This window comes from Mycobacterium sp. DHQP2018-32-09 (genome assembly GCF_058148405.1).
This window is the reverse complement of record NZ_JBYVYK010000018.1, coordinates 1-18,439: the sequence shown is the minus strand read 5'-3', so window position 1 is coordinate 18,439 and position 18,439 is coordinate 1. Positions and strand designations below refer to the sequence as shown.

Sequence of the window (18,439 nt, the reverse complement as noted above, 5' to 3'; positions counted from 1 at the left end):
TCGCGACGGGAGGTCGACGACGCAATGGACGTCCTCATCGGGCAGCTGGCAACGGGTTTGAGCCTGGGCTCGATCCTGTTGCTGGCCGCACTGGGCCTGTCCCTGACGTTCGGGCAGATGGGCGTCATCAACATGGCCCACGGCGAGTTCATCATGGCGGGCTGTTACACCGCGTACGTCACCCAGCAGGTGATCGCGAACACCGGTGTCGCGCTGCTGGTCTCGCTGCTCATCGGGTTCGTGGTCGGCGGCCTGATGGGCGTACTGCTCGAGACCACGTTGATCCGCCGGATGTACCACCGCCCCCTGGACACCCTGCTGGTGACCTTCGGCCTGGGCCTCATCCTCCAGCAGGTGGCGCGGGACGTGTTCGGTGCGCCCGCCGTCAACGTCGTCGCACCGTCGTGGCTGGGTGGAGGCGTCGAGATGTTCGGTGCCGTCGTGCCCAAGACGCGCATCTTCATCCTGGTGTTGGCCGCGGCGTGCGTGGTCGCCCTGGCCACCGCGCTCAAGGCCAGCCCCATGGGCCGTCGCATCCGCGCGGTCGTGCAGAACCGCGACCTCGCCGAAACCAGCGGCATCTCGTCCCGCACGACCGACGTCACCACGTTCTTCCTGGGCTCCGGGCTCGCCGGGATCGCGGGTGTGGCGTTGACGCTCATCGGGTCCACCAGCCCCACCACCGGGCAGAGCTACCTCATCGACGCGTTCCTGGTGGTCGTGGTGGGCGGACTGGGCCAGATCAAGGGCACCGTGATCGCCGCACTGGGCATCGGGTTCTGCAACGCCTTCATCGAATACAACACCACCGCCTCGCTGGCCAAGGTGGTGCTGTTCGTGATCATCGTGTTCTTCCTGCAGGTGCGCCCGCAGGGCCTGTTCACCGTGAGGACCAGGAGCTTGGCATGACGCGCACCAGATCTTCCGGCCTGGTGGGCCGCTGGCAGACGTGGGTCGGATTCGGCGCCGCCGCGGTGGCGCTGTTCGCGGTGGCGCCCGCCGTGCTGTCGGACTTCCGCCTGAACCTGCTGGCCAAGTTCCTGTGCTTCGCCATCGTCGCCGTCGGCATCGGATTGGCATGGGGCCGTGGCGGAATGCTCGTCCTGGGCCAGGGCGTGTTCTTCGGCATCGGCGGCTACCTCATGGGCATGCACCTCAAGATCGCCGACGCCGCGCTGGCCAAACAGGCGGTGCCGGATTTCATGCAGATCGCCGGCGTGCGCGAACTCCCCTCCTACTGGGAGCCGTTCGCCTCGCCTTTCGTGACGTGCGCGGCCATCGTGGTACTGCCCACCGGCATCGCCGCCCTGCTCGGGTTCGGCGTGTTCAAGCGACGGGTCAAGGGCGCCTACTTCGCCATCCTGTCCCAAGCCCTCGCCGCGGCGCTGGCCATCCTGCTGATCGGGCAGACCGGCCTGGGGGGCAGCAACGGCCTCACCAACTTCCGCACGTTCTTCGGATTCGCGCTCAAGGATCCGGTGAACAAGCAGATGCTGTTCTTCATCGCCGCGGGCGTCCTGCTCGTCGTCGTGGCCATCGCACGGCAGCTGATGCACAGCCGCTACGGCGAGCTGCTGGTCGCGGTGCGCGACGGCGAGGAGCGCGTCCGCTTCCTCGGCTACGACCCCGCCAACGTCAAGGTGGTCGCCTACACCGTGGCGGCGCTGTTCGCGAGCATCGGTGGCGCCCTGTTCACCCCCATCGTCGGCTTCATCGCCCCGTCGCAGGTGGGCATCCTGCCCTCGATCGCGTTCCTCATCGGCGTTGCCATCGGCGGGCGCACCACGCTGCTGGGTCCCATCCTCGGCGCCATCGGCGTGGCCTGGGCGCAAACACTGTTCTCCGAACGCTTTCCGTCGGAGTGGACCTACGCCCAGGGGCTGCTGTTCGTCGTCGTGGTGGGTTTCTTCCCCGCCGGCCTCGCGGGGTTGAGCGTGGTGTTCCGTCGCCGACGGCCACGGGCCGCGTCCGGGCCGGTCGCCGCATCGGTCCCCGACCCCGATCCCGATCCCGACCCCGATCCCGGTGTCGAGACCCAGACCGCCGGAGCCCGCACGTGACCGACACGACCCAGCACGGCCCGGTGGCAGGCGGCAACGTCGGCATGGGCACGCAGTACCTCGAAGTCCGCGGTCTCACCGTGCAATTCGACGGCTTCACCGCGGTGGGCGGGGTGGACCTCACCCTGTTCCAGGGCGACCTGCGCTTCCTCATCGGCCCCAACGGGGCGGGCAAGACCACCGTCATCGACGCGATCACCGGGCTGGTGCCCGCCACCGGATCGGTGAACAAGTCCGGTGTCGAACTGTTGGGCAAGAAGGTGCACCAGATCGCCCGGCTCGGCGTGGGCCGCACGTTCCAGACCGCCAGCGTGTTCGAGCAGCTGAGCGTGCTGCAGAACCTCGACATCGCCGCGGGCGCCGGACGATCCGTGTGGACCATGCTGCGCAGACGCCCCGGCGTGCCCGCGGCCATCGAGGAGGCGCTCGAGATCACCGGCCTGAGCGCTCTCGCCGACCGACCCGCGGGCGTGCTCGCCCACGGCCAGAAGCAGTGGCTCGAGATCGGCATGCTGCTGGTGCAGAACGCCGACGTGCTGCTGCTCGACGAGCCCGTCGCAGGCATGAGCCACGAGGAGCGCGAACAGACCGGAGAGTTGTTGCGGCTCATCGGAACCGAACGCACCGTCGTCGTGGTCGAGCACGACATGGACTTCATGCGGGCCTTCGCCACCTCGGTGACCGTGCTGGCCCGCGGCCAGGTCATCGCCGAGGGCACCGTCGCCGAGGTGCAGGCCAACGAACGCGTCCAGGAGGTGTATCTCGGCACCGCCGCCGCAGGCACGTCCGACGTACCGGACGAACTACGCGAGGAGGCGTGATGCTCGAGATCTCGGACCTGCGCACCGGTTACGGGCGCGCCGAGGTGATCCACGGCGTCAGCCTCCAGGTGCCGTCCGACGGCGTGGCGGCCATCATGGGCCACAACGGCGCAGGCAAGACCACGCTGCTGCGCGCCGCCGTCGGCCTGCTGAAGTGCACGGCCGGCACCGTGCGGTTCGACGGCGCCGACGTGACCAAGCTGCGGCCCAGCGCGCGGGTGGCGCGTGGCATCGCCTACGTCCCCCAGGGCCAGCAGTCGTTCCCGCAGTTGACCACGTTCGAGAACCTGCAGGTGGTGGCCGACGGACGTGCGCGCGGCAAGGACCTCATCGACGAGCAGCTCGACCTGTTCCCCGCGCTCAAGGAACTGCTCACGCGACGCGCCGGTCTGCTCTCGGGGGGCCAGCGGCAACAGCTCGCCATCGCCCGCGCCCTCATCACCTCGCCCAGGTGCCTCATCCTCGACGAGCCCACCGAGGGCATCCAACCGTCGGTGGTCGCCGAGATCGAGGCCGCCATCACGGCGCTGGTCGGACGCGGCGGTCTCGGCGTGCTGCTGGTCGAGCAGCACATCGGATTCGCGCTCGAATCCGCGCAGCGCTACTACGTCCTGGAAGCCGGCCGCATCACGTCAAGCGGCGCCGGCGGGTCCGCGTCGGAGGCCGACGTGCGCGCGGCCATGACCATCTAGGGCCGCGCCTCACGACTCCAACAGGACCGTCACCGGTCCGTCATTGGTCAGGCTCACCTGCATGTCCGCGCCGAAGATCCCCGTCTGAACGTGTGCCCCCTGTGCGCGCAACGCTGCGACGAACTCCTCGACCAGCGGTTCGGCCACCGCGCCGGGCGCGGCCGCGTTCCACGACGGCCTGCGCCCCTTGGCGGTATCGGCATACAGCGTGAACTGGCTGACCGCCAGGATGGGGGCCGCCGCGTCCGCGGCACTGCGTTCGGCGTCGAGAATGCGCAGCCGCCACAGCTTCTCGGCCATGCGCCGCGCCACGCCCGCGTCATCGGAGTGCGTCACGCCGACCAACGCGAGCAACCCCTGGGCCGTCGGCTCGATGGCTCCGACCGTACGGCCGTCCACCGTCACCGAGGCGCCCCGCACGCGCTGCACCAGAACTCGCACGCGGTCGAGTTTGCCACAGCGGCGGGCACCCAAAAGTCGCGCGCCGCAGCCGTCGGGGGTATATCTGACAGACGTGGACCAGCCCCCACCGCAGCGCCCTCGCGCCGCCGTCACCCGCCGCTCCGTCCTCGCAGGCGCTGCCGCCGTTACGGCGTTCCTCGCCGTCGATCTCGGCGCCGTCGCCTACGCCAACGACTGGATCGGCCGCAGGCACCTCACCCGAGAGGCGTTCATCGACCGCTTCCAGAGCATCTTCGGCAACCATCCCGGGTTCCGGCGCAACCATGCCAAGGGCGTGGCGGTGACCGGCCGGTTCAAGAGCACCGGTGCGGCCGCCGAGCTGTCGGCCGCCGCGGTCCTCGCCGAGGGCACACAACCCGTGATCGGCCGCTTCTCGCTGGGCGGCGGCAACCCGACGGCGACCGACGCGCCCGGCGTGGTGCGCGGGCTGGGCCTGGCGATCGGCTTCGCCGGGAGGCACCAGTGGCGGACTGCGATGGTGAATCTGCCGGTGTTCCCGGTCAACTCGCCGGACGCGTTCTTCGACCAGCTGCAGGCGTCCAAGCCCGATCCGGCCACCGGCAAGCCGGATCCTGACGCCATGGCAGCCTTCCTGGCCAAGTACCCGGCGAGCAAGGCGGCCACGGCGATCCTCTCGGCGCAGCCGCCCACCCCCGGCTTCGCCGACAGCACGTTCTCAGGACTCAACGTGTTCTACCTGGTGTCGGGCTCCGGCACCCGCACCCCCGTGCGCTGGTCGTTCGTCCCGCGCCAGCGGGCGCTGCCCGCCGGAACCGGCCGCGACGCGCTGTTCGACGCACTCGTCCGGCAAATCCGAACCCAGCCGCTGCAGTGGGATCTGCGCTTCGTCGTCGGCACGGCCGACGACACCATCGACCCCACCGTGCCCTGGCCCGCCGACCGCCGGGTCGTCGAGGCGGGCGTGCTGACACTCGAGGCGGCCGAGACCGAGCGCGCGGGCAATGCCCGCGACGTCAACTTCGATCCGCTGACCCTGCCCGACGGCATCGAGCCGTCGGCCGATCCCCTCCTGAGCGCACGCTCGGCCGTCTACGCGGCGTCCTACCGCGCCCGCACCGGCGAGCCGAAGTCGCCGTCGGCGATCCAGGTCGACGAGGTGGCATCGTGACCGAGCGCTTCCCGGTCCGCTCCCGAATCCTGCACTGGCTGACCGCCATCCTGGTCGTCGCCGCGCTGCTCATCGGCTTCACGATGGTCAACTCCCTGGGGTCCTACGGCGCCCTGGTCGGCGTCCACATGACCATCGGCATCACCGTGCTGGTGGTCATGGTGGTGCGCCTGGTGAACCGCTTCACCGCCGCGCTGCCGAACTGGCCACCGACCGTCGGCAGGGTCGAAGGCAAGCTCATCCACTACTCCGAGCTGGGCATGTACGCCCTGCTGCTGGCCCAGCCGCTGATCGGATGGGCCATGGTGTCCGCAGGCGGCAGGCCCGCGGTCGTCTTCGGCGGGTTCGCGTTGCCGCGGATCGCCCCGTTCGACGCCGACGTGTTCTTCGTGCTGCGCCAAGCACATTCGGTGGCGGCCTACCTGCTGGTCGCGGCGATCGCCGTGCACGTCAGCATGGTGCTGCTGCACACCGTCACGCTGCGCGACCGCATGGCCTCGCGAATGCTGTTCGGGCGCAACCGAACCTGACGTCTGCTCAGCCGAGCTTGGCGCGCACGGTGGTGACGACGGTGTCGACCACCTGCGCAGCGGGCACGTCGACCTGCTCTCCCGTAGTCAGATCCTTGACACCCACGGTGCCCGCCTCGACGTCACGGTCACCGGCGATCAGCGCCACCGCGGCACCAGAGCGGTCGGCCGCCTTCATCGCGCCCTTCATCCCGCGGTCACCGTAGGCCAGGTCGGCACGCACGCCGGCCGCGCGCAGGGCGGCAACCAGCTTCACCAACTCCAGCTTGGCGGCGGCGCCGAGCGGCACCGCGAACACGTCCACGGCGCTGGTCACGCCGACCGACTTGCCCTCGGCCCGCAACGCCAGCAACGTGCGGTCGACGCCGAGCCCGAAGCCGATGCCCGACAGATCGCGCCCCCCGAGCTGGCGCATCAGCCCGTCGTAGCGGCCCCCACCGCCGATGCCCGACTGGGCACCCAACCCGTCGTGCACGAACTCGAACGTCGTCTTCGTGTAGTAATCCAGGCCGCGGACCATCCGCGGGTTCACCACGTACGGCACGCCGAGGGCGTCCAGATAACCCAGGACGGCGTCGAAGTGGCCACGCGCGGTGTCCGAGAGATGATCCAGCATGAGCGGGGCGTCGGCAGTCATCTCCCGCACGTGCGGGCGCTTGTCGTCCAGGACGCGCAGCGGGTTGATCTCGGCGCGCCGCCGGGTGTCCTCGTCGAGGTCGAGGCCGAACAGGAAGGCCTGTAGCAACTCCCGGTACTGGGGGCGACACGTGTCGTCACCCAGCGACGTGATCTCCAGACGGAATCCGTCGAGCCCCAGCCCGCGGAAGCCGGCGTCGGCCACCGCGATCACCTCGGCGTCGAGCGCCGGGTCGTCGACGCCGATGGCCTCGACCCCCACCTGCTGCAGTTGCCGGTAACGACCGGCCTGGGGGCGTTCGTACCGGAAGAACGGCCCCGAGTAACAGAGCTTCGCCGGCAGCGCGCCCCGGTCGATGCCGTGCTCGATCACCGCCCGCATCACGCCCGCGGTGCCCTCGGGGCGCAACGTCACCGAGCGCTCGCCGCGATCGGCGAACGTGTACATCTCCTTGGAGACCACGTCGGTGGACTCCCCCACGCCGCGCGCGAACAGCGCCGTGTCCTCGAAGATGGGCAACTCGACGTCGCCGTAGCCCGCCCGCCGCGCGGCACCGAGCAGACCGTCGCGCACCGCGACGAACGCCGCGGAGTCGGGGGGCAGGTAATCGGGGACGCCCTTGGGCGCCTGGAAGTCACTCACGACAGACCTTCGAGGAATGGGTTGCACCGACGCTCGTCGCCGATGGTGGTCTTGGGACCGTGACCAGGTAGTACCACGGTGGAGTCGTCGAGCACCAACAGTTTGTCGACGATGGAGCCCAGCAGCGCGCGACCGCTGCCGCCCAGCAGGTCGGTGCGGCCGATCGACTGTTTGAACAGCGTGTCCCCGGTGAGGGCCAACTGCGCGGGCCCCTGATCCAGGCGGTACACCACCGACCCCGCCGTGTGCCCCGGCGTGTGGTCCACGGTGACGGTCATGCCGGCGAGGTCCAGCTTGCCGCCGTCGCGCTCCAATTCGACCACCTGCCGCGGCTCGGAGAACAGCGTGCCCACCGCCAGCTGCGCCAGCCGCGGACCCATGCCCTTGATGGGATCGGTGAGCATCGCCCGGTCCTCGGGATGCACGAACACCGGGCAGCCGTAGGTGTCGCCCACCTTCTGCGCCGACCACATGTGATCGATGTGACCGTGGGTGAGCAGCACGGCAGCCGGCGTCAGCCGGTGCTCGTCGAGGATCTTGCGCAGTCGCGGCATGGCCTTCTGCCCCGGGTCGACCACGATGGCGTCGCCGCCCTGGGCGGGCGCGAGCACGTAGCAGTTGCATTGCAACCACCCAGCCGGGAACCCCGTGACCAACACGGCGACCAGTTTCCCACCCCGCGCTCGCGCGGGTCGCAGCACCCACGCTCAGCATCTGCTGGCACACTCGGTGCCGAACTGACCGGGATTCTTCAGGAGGACAGCGGCGGTGCCGACCAACGAACAACGCCGGGCCACGGCCAAGCGCAAGCTCGAACGTCAACTCGAGCGCCGGGCGGCGCGCGCCAAGCGCAACCGCATGCTCGCCATCGGCGGGGGCGTCGCGGGTGCCGTCGTCGTGATCGCGGCGATCGTCGCGGGCGTCGTCTTCTTCACCAAGGATTCCGGCGACACGACCGCGGCGGCGTCGGGGTCGGGGTCGGAGTCGACCACCAGCGCGGCACCCGGCGCGACCGCGCCCGACGGCACGCCTGCGCTGCCGGCGTTTGCCGCACCGGCCGACCTGGGCGCCAACTGCCAGTACCCGGCGGCCAAGGAGGCCAGCCGCAAGGTCAACCCACCGCGCAGCGGCAAGGTGCCCACCGACCCGGCCATGGTCAGTGCGAGCATGGAGACGACGCAGGGCAATCTGGGCCTGCAGCTCGACAACGCCAAGGCCCCCTGCACCGTCAACAGCTTCGCCAGCCTGGCGCAGCAGGGGTACTTCAACAACACCCCGTGCCACCGTCTCACCACCGGGAGCTTGTCGGTGCTGCAGTGCGGCGATCCCACCGGCACCGGAACCGGGGGCCCGGGCTACGAATTCGCCAACGAGTACCCCACCAACCAGTACCGCCCCGACGATCCGGCGCTGCAGTCGCCCGTGATCTACCCGCGCGGCACGCTGGCGATGGCCAACGCCGGACCCGGCACCAACGGCAGCCAGTTCTTCCTGGTGTACAAGGACTCACAGCTCCCCCCCGGCTACACGGTGTTCGGCACCGTCGACAAGACCGGTCTCGACACGCTCGACAAGATCGCCGCGGCCGGCGTCGAGGGCGGCGGTGGCGACGGCAAGCCCGCCAACCCGGTGCAGATCAAGCAGCTGATGTTGGACTGATGATCCGCACGGGCGCGTCCCGATGACGGTTCCGCCACCGCCACTGCCACCGCCGTACGCGTCGCCGCCGGCAGGCGCGCGCACCAACGGCATGGCCATCGCCGCCCTGGTGTGCGCGTTCGTTTGCGCGCCCCTGGGCATCGTCTTCGGCCACGTCTCGCTGGCACAGCTCAAGCGCACCGGTGAACAGGGCCGCGGGTTGGCCGTCGCCGGGCTCGTCATCGGCTACGTGCTGACGGCGACGGCGATGCTCGCCGTCGCCGCGCTGGTGGTCCTGGTCGCGTTGGCGGTCCGCTTCGGCGACGTCCGAGGCTGGGCGCCGACGACGCCCGACGGGCCCGTCACGCAGCTCTCCACCACGACGCTGCCGCCGTTCCGCGCGCCCGCGACGCTCGGCTCGAACTGCCAGTACCCCGCCACCGCCGAGCCCGCGACCCGGCCCGTGGCACCGCCGCCCGCGGGCCGCACCCCCACCACCCCGGCCACCATCGCCGCCCAGCTCGACACCGACGCCGGCGTCGTCGGCCTGAGGCTCGACAACGCCAAGGCGCCGTGCACGGTGAACAGCTTCACCAGCCTGGCACGGCAGGGTTTCTACGACGGCACCCGCTGCCACCGGCTGGCGACGTCGCCGGTGCTCGGCCTGCTGCAGTGCGGCGATCCGAGCGGCACCGGCACGGGCGGACCGGGCTACCGGTTCCCCAACGAATACCCCACCAACCAGTACCGGCTCTCGGATCCGGCCCTCACCCAACCCGTCCGGTACCCGCGGGGCACGCTGGCGATGGCCAACGTGGGCCCGGGCACCAACGGCAGCCAGTTCCTGCTGGTGTACGCGGACTCGGCGCTGCCCCCCACGTACACGGCATTCGGCACCATCGACGCGCCGGGGCTGGCCATCGTCGAGCGCATCGCCGCCGAGGGGGTGCGCGACGGCTCCGAGGGAGTGCGCGACGGCGCGCCCCGGCGGGACCTGACCATCGAGACGGTGCGGGCGGGCTGACGGAGCGCTGCGGCCGTCGGGCTAGCTAGCGCGCAGCGTCCCGGTTCGCCGTGGCGATGACGGCGTCGAGCAGGCCGGGCGCGGCGGCCTCGACGTCGGCGGTGCGCAACCTCTGGTGGATCTGCCCGCCGAGCACCAGGCGTTCCAGCAGACCGGCCTCCCGCAGCGTCTTGAAGTGGTGCGTGGCCGTCGACTTGTTGATGCCGTCGTACAGCCGCGCACACGGGGTCGGCACGCCCGCATTGCCGAGCCGCCGCACCATCTCCAGGCGCACGGGGTCCGCCAGGGCCGCCAAGATCTGCTGCAGCCCCGCCACGGGGGTGGTCTCCTCGGCACTCACGTCGTGCCGTCGACCACAAAGGGTTTGATGGTCATCGAACCCCAGCGTACTCTCGAGCGGGTTCGACGTTCGTCAAACTCGGGAGGACACCGTGTCGGTGGTCACCACCACGCCTCGGATGCAGGGCTCCCAGCGCTGGGCCTACTCACTGTTGCTCGTGCTCTCCGGAGTCGCCCTCGGCGTCTCCGGCCTGCCCGCCCCGCTCTACCACATGTACGAAGAGGTGTGGCATCTCTCGCCGCTGGCGACCACGATCGTCTTCGCCGTCTACGCCGTCGCCGCACTCGGCGCCGTCCTGGTGGCCGGCCGCATCTCGGACGTCGTCGGCCGCAAGCCCGTACTCCTGGGCGCCCTCGTCGCCATGATCGTCGGCCTCGGCGTCTTCCTCGTCGCCGACGACATGGCGCTGCTGATCGTCGCGCGGGCCATCCACGGCGCCGCCGTGGGCTCCATCGTCGTCGCCGGTGCCGCAGCCCTGCTGGACCTCCGACCCGAACACGGCGCACGTTCCGGCCAACTCAGCGGCGTCGCGTTCAACGTCGGCATGACCGTCGCCATCCTCGGCTCGGCCCTGCTCGCGCAGTACGCACCCCACCCCATGCGCACCCCCTACGCCGTGGTCGCCGTGGCCTGCGCCGCCATCGGCGTCGGCGTCCTCGCCCTGCGCGAGCCGCACCCCACCCGCACCGGCGGACCCATCCGCATCGCCAGGCCGGCGGTGCCTCGTCAGATCCGCAGCGACTTCTGGTTCTCGGCCCTGGGCGCCATGGCGTCGTGGTCGGTCCTGGGCGTCCTGCTCTCGCTGTACCCCTCACTGGCCGCCCAACGCACCGGCGTCCACAATCTGGTCTTCGGCGGCGGCGTCGTCGCAGTCACCGCGTTCGCCGCAGCCGTCGCCCAACTGCTCGCCACCCGCGTGCCCGCCCACCGCGCCGCCATCATCGGCGACGTCGGCATGGCGATCGCCCTCGCCGTCACCGTCCCCGCACTGGCAACCCACCAATGGCACCTGGTGCTCGCCGCCGCCGCCCTGCTGGGCGCGACCTTCGGGCTGGGTTTCGGCGGCTCGCTACGGCACCTGTCCCACGTCGTGCCCGCCGACCGCCGCGGCGAGACGATGTCGGCCTTCTACCTGCTGGCCTACACCGCGATGGCCGTGCCGACCGTCGTGGCAGGCTGGGCCGCCACGCGCTGGGCACTGGGCTCGGTGTGGCCGTGGTTCGCCGGCGCGGTCGCGGCGGCCTGCCTGCTCGCCGCAGCGATCGGCGCGCTGAGCACGCGCCGCTACGCCGCGGACGTCACGCGATAGACGTCGTACACGCCCTCCACGTTGCGCACCACGTTGAGCACGTGCCCCAGGTGCTTGGGGTCACCCATCTCGAACGTGAACCGGCTGATCGCCACGCGGTCGTTCGACGTCGTCACCGACGCCGACAGGATGTTGACCTTCTCGTCGGCCAGCACCCTGGTGACGTCGGACAGCAACCGGTGCCGGTCGAGTGCCTCGACCTGGATCGCCACCAGGAACACCGACGACGGCGACGGCGCCCACTTCACCTCGATGATGCGCTCCGACTGCTGCTTGAGCGACTCGGCGTTGGTGCAGTCGGTGCGGTGCACGCTCACGCCACCGCCGCGCGTGACGAAGCCCATGATGTTGTCCCCGGGGACCGGCGTGCAGCACTTCGCCAGCTTGGTCAGCACGCCCGACGCCCCGGGAACCGCCACGCCCACGTCGTCGCTGGTGCGCTGGCGTACGGGCATGGTCGCCGGCGTGGACCGCTCGGCGATCTCGTCCTCGGCCTCGGCCTCCCCGCCGAACAGCGCCACCAGCCGCTGCACCACGTGGCGCGCCGACACGTGCCCCTCGCCGACGGCGGTGTAGAGCGCCGAGACGTCGGCGTAGTGCAGCTCACGCGCCAGCGATGCCATGGACTCGGCGTTCATCAAGCGCTGCAACGGAAGTCCACCGCGGCGCACTTCCTTGGCGATGGCGTCCTTGCCGGACTCCAACGCCTCCTCGCGCCGCTCCTTGGCGAACCACTGCCGGATCTTCGCCTTGGCCCGCGGCGACACCACGAACGACTGCCAGTCGCGTGACGGTCCGGCATTGGGGGCCTTGGAGGTGAACACCTCGACGGCCTCGCCGTTCTCGAGCTTGCGCTCCAGCGCCACCAACCGACCGTTCACGCGGGCGCCGATGCAGCGGTGACCGACCTCGGTGTGTACCGCGTACGCGAAGTCGACCGGCGTCGACCCGGTGGGCAGCGTGATCACGTCGCCCTTCGGCGTGAAGACGAAGATCTCCTGCACCGCGAGGTCGTAGCGCAACGACTCGAGGAACTCCCCGGGATCGGCGGCCTCCCGCTGCCAGTCGAGCAACTGCCGCATCCACGCCATGTCGTCGATCTCGGCGGCGGTGTGACCCGCGGGCAATCCGTTGCGGCCCTTGGCCTCCTTGTACCGCCAGTGCGCGGCGATGCCGAACTCGGCGGTCTTGTGCATCCCCTGCGTGCGGATCTGCACCTCCAGCGGCTTGCCCTCCGGTCCGATGACCGTGGTGTGCAGCGACTGGTAGACGCCGTACCGCGGCTGCGCGATGTAGTCCTTGAACCGGCCGGCCATGGGCTGCCACAGCGAGTGCACCACGCCGACGGCGGCGTAACAGTCCCTGATCTCGTCGCACAGGATGCGCACGCCCACCAGGTCGTGGATGTCGTCGAAGTCGCGGCCCTTGACGATCATCTTCTGGTAGATCGACCAGTAGTGCTTGGGTCTGCCCTCCACCACGGCGTTGATCTTCGAACTGGTCAACGACGCGACGATCTGCGCGCGCACCTTCGCCAGGTAGGTGTCCCGCGACGGCGCCCGATCGGCCACCAGCCGCACGATCTCCTCGTACTTCTTGGGATGCAGGATCGCGAACGACAGGTCTTCGAGTTCCCACTTCACGGTGGCCATACCGAGCCGATGGGCCAGTGGGGCAATGACTTCCAGCGTCTCTCGGGCCTTGCGGGCCTGCTTCTCCGGCGGCAGGAACCGCATCGTGCGCATGTTGTGCAGGCGGTCGGCGACCTTGATCACCAGCACGCGCGGATCGCGCGCCATCGCGATGATCATCTTGCGGATGGTCTCGCCCTCGGCCGCGGACCCCAGCGCCACCTTGTCGAGCTTGGTCACCCCGTCCACGAGGTGGCCCACCTCGGCGCCGAACTCCGCCGTCAGCGCCTCCAGCGTGTAGCCGGTGTCCTCCACGGTGTCGTGCAGCAGCGCCGCGATCAGCGTCGTGGTGTCCATGCCGAGTTCGGCGAGGATGTTCGCCACGGCCAACGGGTGGGTGATGTAGGGGTCCCCGGAACGGCGCAACTGATCGGCGTGCCGCTCCTCGGCGACCTCGTAACTGCGCTGCAGCAGGGTGAGATTGGCCTTCGGATAGAACTCCCGGTGCACCGCCACCAGCGGCTCCAGCACCGGGTTGATCGCACTGCGCTGTGCCGTCATCCGGCGGGCCAGCCGAGCGCGTACCCGACGCGAGGCACTCGTCGACTTGGGCGCCTCGACGGCATCGGCGGGCACGACCGGCATGGGCTGGGTCTGGGTCAGTGCATCCGGGCCCTGATCCACCCGCTCGTCGGTGCGAGGTTCCAGGCGCGCATCGTCGAGGGCCACAGCGCGTACCTCCCGTCCACCGGCGTCGGCCGCCGGCTCAGCCGGCACGAGACTCGAGGCCGGCGTGATGTTCGAGGATAGTCCCTCAGATCACCGACAGACTCGTGACCGGCAGCGGCGCCACCACGTCGCGCCCGCCCAGCGCCGGCAGTTCCAGGACCACCGCCGCACCCACCACGTCGGCGCCCGCACGCGACAGCAGTCGCCGCGCCGCGGCCAGCGTCCCGCCCGTGGCCAGGACGTCGTCGATGATCAGCACGCGACGGCCCGTCAGGTCGATGCCCTCGGCCGGGATCTCCAGCGTGGCGGTGCCGTACTCCAGCACGTAGGACTCGCCGAACACCGGCGGCGGCAGCTTGCCGCCCTTGCGGACCGCCAGCACCCCCGTGCCCAAGGACGTGGCCACCGCGGCACCCAGCAGGAAGCCGCGCGCATCGATGCCCGCGATCAGGTCGGACCCGTCGGCGACGGCCGCGAGCGCCCCCGTCACGGCGGCCAACCCGGCGGCGTCGGCCAGCACCGGCGTCAGGTCCTTGAACTGGACCCCCGGTTCCGGGAAGTCGGGCACCTCCCGGATCAGCCCGGAGATCACCCCTGCGACGTCGGTCACGACTTGCGCACCCAGCGGTCCATGTTCCAGCCTGCTCCCCATCGAGTCGGATTGCTGCTCACGGCGTCCATCTTCGTCGAGGTCACCAGCATGCGCTGCTGACGGTAAAGCGGCAGCGTCGGCATGCCGTCCCACAGCACGCGGCTGCCCTCGCCGAGCAGGCGCGCGGCCTCCTTCGGATCGGACGTCACGGCCAGCGTGGCGATGATGCCGTCGACCTGCTCGTTGGCGTAGCCGGACAGGTTGTTGCCGTTGCCGGCGTGCAGGTCGTAGGCGTCCATCGCCGAGGATCCCGTGGACCCGCTGCCCGCCGCGCCCCCGGTGCTGGCGAGCAGCGCGTCGACCTGACCGTCGCGCAACGTCTGGGGACCCACCGTGTCGCCACCGGCGTCGGTGACCGTGATGCCCGCGGCCTGACAGGACGTCGCGATGGTGCCGACGATGGCCGCCAGCCGCGCATTGGGGCTCTGGTAGCCGATCCGCACCGTCAGCGGTCGGCCCGCGACGGCGTCCCGGGCGGCGGCGGGGTTCGCGGTGACGAACTGGTCGCCGGCACCCGAGTTCTCGGCCGCGGTGATGGAGTCGTCGGCCACTGGGTTGAGGCGACTGTTGGCGATGGAGAGGTTCGCATTGCGTGCGATGACGTCGCGCGGCGTGCAGAACGCCAGCGCACGCCGCGCCGCTGGATCGGCCAGCGGCCCCTGGGCACCGAAGATCACCTGCTCGATGCCCGCCGACGGACTCTCGCTGCGCCGGTAGTCGTTCGACAGCGTCAGCGTCCCCGACGACCCCGCTGCGACGTCGATGACGTCGTAGAAGCCGTCGTTCACCCGATCCTGGATGTCGGCCGAGCGCGGCCACACCGTGATGCGCGGCGTCACCGGCGGTGCACCCCACCACTTGTCGTTGGCCGCCAGCACCACCGAGCCGTCGTCGCCCACCGAGTCGAGCTTGTAGGGCCCCGACGACGGGAACTTCTTCACGTCGACCCCCGGCTTCAGGTCCCACGTCTGATTCCAGGCGGCGGCGATCCGCCCGACGGCCGCCGGGTCACCGGTCTGCAGCGCGGTCGTGACGCCGCCGTCGCCCAGCCCGAGTTCGTCGGCGAGCACGTGCGAGGGCATCAGCGACGTGGCCGCGAACAGCTGGCCGTAGTCCACGAACGCCCGATCCTGCGCGAACGTCACCCGGGCGCGCTTGGCGCCGGGCACGCAGTCGACGGTCGCGACGTCGGCGTAACCGGCCCGGCTGGCGGCGTCGAACGCGGGGAACCGCCCCGACTGCGCCGCCCACGCCAGCACCATGTCGTCGCACGTGACCGGCTTGCCGTCGGAGTACACCGCGGCATCGTCGATCTGGTAGTCGAGCACCTGCGGGGTGCGCCCCACCACCGAGACCGAGCCGAAGTCGCGATCGCCCACGATCTGCCCGTCGGGACCGCGATAGGTGAACCCCGTGAGCACGCGGGCGAACGCCTGCGGCCCGCCCGAGGCCGCTCCGACCACCGTGTTGGTGTTGTAGGTCGACAGTGGCCCGTCGACGACGTAGTCGATCGCGTCGGCGTGGCTGGAGCACGACACCGACGCACCGACGACGGCGAGCGTGGCCGCCAGGATCGCGGCACGCCGAGACCATGGCTGCACTGGTCTACCGCCTGGTGTTGCGCTTACCCGACGGCCGGGTCGGCTTGGCTCCCGGTTGCGGCTTGTCGGGGGCGGGTACGGCGGGGGTGGCCGCCGAGACCGTGACCGGTTCGGCGGCGCCCACCTCGTCGGCGGTGCCGCCGTCGACGGTCGCCGAGCCCGCCGCAGCGGCCTTGGCCGCGGCGTTCTTGCGCCGGTTCAGCACGCGCCGCGTGTGGTTGCGCACCAGCTCGGTGCGCTCGCGCATCGACACCAGCAGCGGCGTGGCGAAGTAGATCGACGAGTAGGTACCCACCACGACGCCGACGAGCTGGACCAGCGCCAGGTCCTGCAGTGTGCCCACGCCGAGCATCCACACCGCGATCACCATCAGCGCGATGATCGGCAGCACCGAGATCAAGCTGGTGTTGATCGAGCGCATGAAGGTCTGGTTGATGGCCAGGTTCGCCTGTTCGGCGAACGTGCGACGCGTCGTGTGCTCGAAGCCGTGGGTGTTCTCCTCCACCTTGTCGAACACGATCACCGTGTCATAGAGGGAGAAGCCCAGGATCGTCAGCAGGCCGATCACGGTTGCCGGGGTGACCTCGAAGCCCACCAGCGAGTACACGCCGGCCGTGACCACCAGGTCGAACACCACGGTCGCCAGCGCGGCGATGGCCATGTAGCGCTCGTAGCGCAGCGTGATGTAGATGGCCGCGAGCACCAGGAAGACGCCGAGCGCGATCAACGCCTTCTGCGTGATCTGGCCGCCCCAGGTCTCCGACACCGCGGAGTCGCTGATGGCCTGCCTGCTGGGCTGGCCGTCGGGACCCTTGGGCTGGAATGCGTCGAACAGCGCCGAGCGCAGCTGCTCGGTCTGGTCGTTGTCGAGTGCCTCCGAACGGATCTGCACGGTGGCGGTGTTGCCGGTGCCGACGATCACCACCGACTCCGGTGCGCGGCCGATGGTGTTGGCGAACACGTCCTCGACCTGCGACGTCGACACCGGTCCCCCGACACCCTGAGCGGGCAGCGACATCTTGGTGCCGCCTTCGAAGTCGATGCCGAAGGTGAACCCACGCAGGATCATGCTGCCGAGGCAGATCGCGACGATGACGCCGCTGATCCCGTACCAGAGCTTGCGCTTGCCGATGACGTCGAAGGCGCCGGTGCCGGTGTACAGCCGGACGAAGAAGCCGTGCTGCGGGCCGGACGGGCCCGTACCCAACTCGGAGCCGGTCGACACGGCGTCGACGGTCGCGTCGTCCTCGAGTTCGACGTCGCTCGTGTCCTGCTTGTCGTGCTTGGCCATGCGTTACCTCGATCCTGCCGACGCGGCGGCGGCGCGTCGTTCGCGGGCGATCTGCTGGACGGCGCCCAGACCGTTGAGGCCCGGCTTCGCCAGCATCGTGGACTTCGAGGACAGGTACACCAGCGGCCACGTGACCAGGAAGACCACGACGACGTCGAGGATCGTGGTGAGGCCGAGCGTGAACGCGAAGCCCTTCACCTGGCCCACGGCGAGCACGTAGAGCACCGCGGCGGCCAGGAACGTCACGGCGTTGCCGGACAGGATGGTCTTGCGGGCACGGGCCCAGCCTCGCGGCACGGCCGACCGGAACGACCTGCCCTCGCGGATCTCGTCCTTGATGCGTTCGAAGAACACGACGAACGAGTCGGCGGTGGTGCCGATGCCGATGATCAGACCGGCGATGCCGGCCAGGTCCAGCGTGTAGTTGATGTAGCGGCCCAGCAGCACCAGGATCGCGAACACCATGGCGCCGGACGCCACCAGCGACAGCGCCGTCAACAGGCCGAGCACGCGGTAGTAGATCAGGGAGTACAGCAGCACCAGGCCCAGGCCGACGGCGCCTGCGATGAGCCCGGCCCGCAGCGACGTCAGACCCAGCGTCGCCGAGACCGTCTCGGCCTCCGACGACTCGAACGACAGCGGCAGCGAGCCGTACTTCAGCACGTTGGCCAATTCCTTGGCGCTGTCGGCGTTGAACTGGCCCGTGATCTGCGTACGCCCGCCCGGGATGGGCTCGTTGATCTGCGGCGCGCTGACCACCTGTGAGTCCAGCGTGAACGCGGTCTGCGTGCCCACGTTGGCAGCGGTGAAGTCGGCCCACACCTTCGCCGCGTCACCCTTGAACTGCAGGTCGACGACGTACTCGCCGCGCTGGGAATCCAGCCCCGACGTGGCGTTCTCGATCTGCTCGCCGCTGATGATCGACTTGTCCAGCAGATAGACGGTCTTGTGGTCGGTGGAGCAGGTGACCAGCGGCAGGTTCGGATCGTCGTTGCCGGCGAGGACGTCCTCGTCGTTGCAGCGGGTCGCCTGGAACTGCAGCGCCAGCATCTGGATCTGCTGATCGGCGCTCTGACGCAGCGCCTTCTCGTCCTTGATCCGCTGCGCCAGCTGGGCGCGTGGATCGGCGTTGGCGGGTGGGGCGCCCGGGGCCGGCGGCTGGCCGGGAGCGGGCGTCTGACCCGGCGCGGGAGCCGGGGCGCCCGGCGTCGGGCTGGGTGCCGGGGTGGGTGCCGGAGTGGGCTCGGGCGC

18 protein-coding genes are annotated in these 18,439 nt (G+C 70.3%); 9 read left to right on the top strand and 9 right to left on the bottom strand.

Annotation, left to right across the window (positions count from 1 at the left end; genetic code table 11):
* The first annotated feature begins 24 nt into the window (after positions 1-24).
* From urtB to urtE, 4 genes are read left to right on the top strand one after another with little or no spacing between them, the layout of a single operon-like run.
* On the top strand, positions 25-909 hold the full coding sequence (gene urtB, locus AC30CM_RS10985) for an urea ABC transporter permease subunit UrtB (RefSeq protein ID WP_490116896.1): 885 nt from the start codon (positions 25-27) through the stop codon (positions 907-909).
* Complete coding sequence (gene urtC / locus AC30CM_RS10980; protein WP_490116895.1) at positions 906-2,060, top strand: urea ABC transporter permease subunit UrtC; 1,155 nt, start codon at positions 906-908, stop codon at positions 2,058-2,060. The genes urtB and urtC overlap by 4 nt, the downstream gene beginning before the upstream one ends.
* A gap of 44 nt (positions 2,061-2,104) precedes the next feature.
* Entirely contained in the window at positions 2,105-2,881 is a 777-nt protein-coding gene (gene urtD / locus AC30CM_RS10975; protein WP_490116965.1) for an urea ABC transporter ATP-binding protein UrtD, read from the top strand.
* Positions 2,881-3,573, top strand: coding sequence for an urea ABC transporter ATP-binding subunit UrtE (gene urtE, locus AC30CM_RS10970; protein WP_490116894.1), 693 nt, complete (start codon positions 2,881-2,883; stop codon positions 3,571-3,573). The genes urtD and urtE overlap by 1 nt, the downstream gene beginning before the upstream one ends.
* Positions 3,574-3,582: 9 nt before the next feature.
* Here the strand turns inward: urtE and dtd are convergent, their stop codons facing one another.
* Positions 3,583-4,014 (bottom strand): D-aminoacyl-tRNA deacylase, encoded by a 432-nt coding sequence (gene dtd, locus AC30CM_RS10965; RefSeq protein ID WP_490116893.1) that lies wholly within the window; start codon positions 4,012-4,014, stop codon positions 3,583-3,585.
* A gap of 73 nt (positions 4,015-4,087) precedes the next feature.
* Between dtd and AC30CM_RS10960 the strand changes: the two genes are divergently transcribed.
* Positions 4,088-5,164 (top strand): catalase family peroxidase, encoded by a 1,077-nt coding sequence (locus AC30CM_RS10960; protein ID WP_490116892.1) that lies wholly within the window; start codon positions 4,088-4,090, stop codon positions 5,162-5,164.
* Positions 5,161-5,694 carry a cytochrome b gene (locus AC30CM_RS10955; RefSeq protein WP_490116891.1) on the top strand — a complete coding sequence of 178 codons (534 nt, stop codon included), beginning with the start codon at positions 5,161-5,163 and terminating at the stop codon, positions 5,692-5,694. The genes AC30CM_RS10960 and AC30CM_RS10955 overlap by 4 nt, the downstream gene beginning before the upstream one ends.
* 7 nt (positions 5,695-5,701) lie before the next feature.
* Here AC30CM_RS10955 and hisS read toward each other — a convergent pair whose 3' ends face one another.
* On the bottom strand, positions 5,702-6,973 hold the full coding sequence (gene hisS, locus AC30CM_RS10950) for a histidine--tRNA ligase (RefSeq protein ID WP_490116890.1): 1,272 nt from the start codon (positions 6,971-6,973) through the stop codon (positions 5,702-5,704).
* Positions 6,970-7,632 carry an MBL fold metallo-hydrolase gene (locus AC30CM_RS10945; protein ID WP_490116889.1) on the bottom strand — a complete coding sequence of 221 codons (663 nt, stop codon included), beginning with the start codon at positions 7,630-7,632 and terminating at the stop codon, positions 6,970-6,972. Before AC30CM_RS10945 ends, hisS begins: the two co-directional genes overlap by 4 nt.
* Before the next feature lie 109 nt (positions 7,633-7,741).
* Between AC30CM_RS10945 and AC30CM_RS10940 the strand changes: the two genes are divergently transcribed.
* On the top strand, positions 7,742-8,632 hold the full coding sequence (locus tag AC30CM_RS10940) for a peptidylprolyl isomerase (RefSeq protein WP_490116888.1): 891 nt from the start codon (positions 7,742-7,744) through the stop codon (positions 8,630-8,632).
* Between the two features lie 22 nt (positions 8,633-8,654).
* Complete coding sequence (locus tag AC30CM_RS10935; protein ID WP_490116887.1) at positions 8,655-9,635, top strand: peptidylprolyl isomerase; 981 nt, start codon at positions 8,655-8,657, stop codon at positions 9,633-9,635.
* 25 nt (positions 9,636-9,660) lie between these two features.
* On the opposite strand, the gene AC30CM_RS10930 is transcribed toward AC30CM_RS10935, so the two are convergent.
* Positions 9,661-9,975, bottom strand: a complete 315-nt coding sequence (locus tag AC30CM_RS10930; RefSeq protein WP_490116886.1) for an ArsR/SmtB family transcription factor — start codon at positions 9,973-9,975, stop codon at positions 9,661-9,663.
* 118 nt (positions 9,976-10,093) lie between these two features.
* Here AC30CM_RS10930 and AC30CM_RS10925 point away from each other — a divergent pair, with 118 nt between their 5' ends.
* The gene (locus AC30CM_RS10925) at positions 10,094-11,284 is read left to right on the top strand and encodes an MFS transporter (protein WP_490116964.1); all 1,191 of its coding nucleotides are present in this window, start codon (positions 10,094-10,096) and stop codon (positions 11,282-11,284) included.
* On the opposite strand, the gene AC30CM_RS10920 is transcribed toward AC30CM_RS10925, so the two are convergent.
* From AC30CM_RS10920 to secD, 5 genes are all read right to left on the bottom strand, one after another.
* A complete protein-coding gene (locus tag AC30CM_RS10920) occupies positions 11,260-13,560 on the bottom strand; it encodes a RelA/SpoT family protein (protein WP_490116963.1) in 2,301 nt (766 codons plus the stop codon). The two genes, AC30CM_RS10925 and AC30CM_RS10920, sit on opposite strands and share 25 nt — an antisense overlap.
* 169 nt (positions 13,561-13,729) lie before the next feature.
* Positions 13,730-14,254, bottom strand: coding sequence for an adenine phosphoribosyltransferase (locus AC30CM_RS10915; RefSeq protein WP_490116885.1), 525 nt, complete (start codon positions 14,252-14,254; stop codon positions 13,730-13,732).
* The gene (locus AC30CM_RS10910; RefSeq protein WP_490116884.1) at positions 14,251-15,897 is read right to left on the bottom strand and encodes an ABC transporter substrate-binding protein; all 1,647 of its coding nucleotides are present in this window, start codon (positions 15,895-15,897) and stop codon (positions 14,251-14,253) included. Before AC30CM_RS10910 ends, AC30CM_RS10915 begins: the two co-directional genes overlap by 4 nt.
* A gap of 4 nt (positions 15,898-15,901) precedes the next feature.
* Complete coding sequence (gene secF / locus AC30CM_RS10905; protein WP_490116883.1) at positions 15,902-17,188, bottom strand: protein translocase subunit SecF; 1,287 nt, start codon at positions 17,186-17,188, stop codon at positions 15,902-15,904.
* A gap of 3 nt (positions 17,189-17,191) precedes the next feature.
* The coding region (secD, locus tag AC30CM_RS10900; RefSeq protein ID WP_490116882.1) for a protein translocase subunit SecD at positions 17,192-18,439 on the bottom strand (1,248 nt) is incomplete at its 5' end.